Source organism: Faecalibacterium sp. DFI.5.82 (assembly GCF_029076575.1).
GTDB lineage: Bacteria > Bacillota > Clostridia > Oscillospirales > Ruminococcaceae > Faecalibacterium > Faecalibacterium duncaniae.
Genome location: NZ_JARFIS010000733.1, coordinates 1 through 302 on the forward strand (window position 1 = coordinate 1; position 302 = coordinate 302).

At 65.2% G+C, this 302-nt stretch carries 1 pseudogene; it reads right to left on the minus strand.

What is annotated here, in order from left to right:
• Window positions 1-302 (minus strand): annotated as a pseudogene (locus P0G09_RS18670) (HAD family hydrolase); the annotation flags it as partial.

The following is a 302-nucleotide window of genomic DNA, read 5'->3' on the forward strand; positions in this document are numbered from 1 at the left end:
CGGCAAAATCGGTCACATCGGGGCAGGCGATGGACTCTGTCTCGGCATAGGCCAGCACCGCCTTGGCCAGCGGGTGCTCACTCTTCTGCTCCAGCGAGGCCGCCAGCGACAGCAGCTCACTCTCGGAAACGCCCTCCGCGGGGAGGATGTCAGTGACCCGGGGCTAGCCGCTGGTGATGGTGCCGGTCTTGTCCAGCGCCTCGATCTGGGTGCGGCCTGCAGCTTCCAGCGAGGCGGCTGTTTTGAACAGGATGCCGTTCCTGGGCCCCATACCGTTGCCGACCATGATGGACACAGGCGTT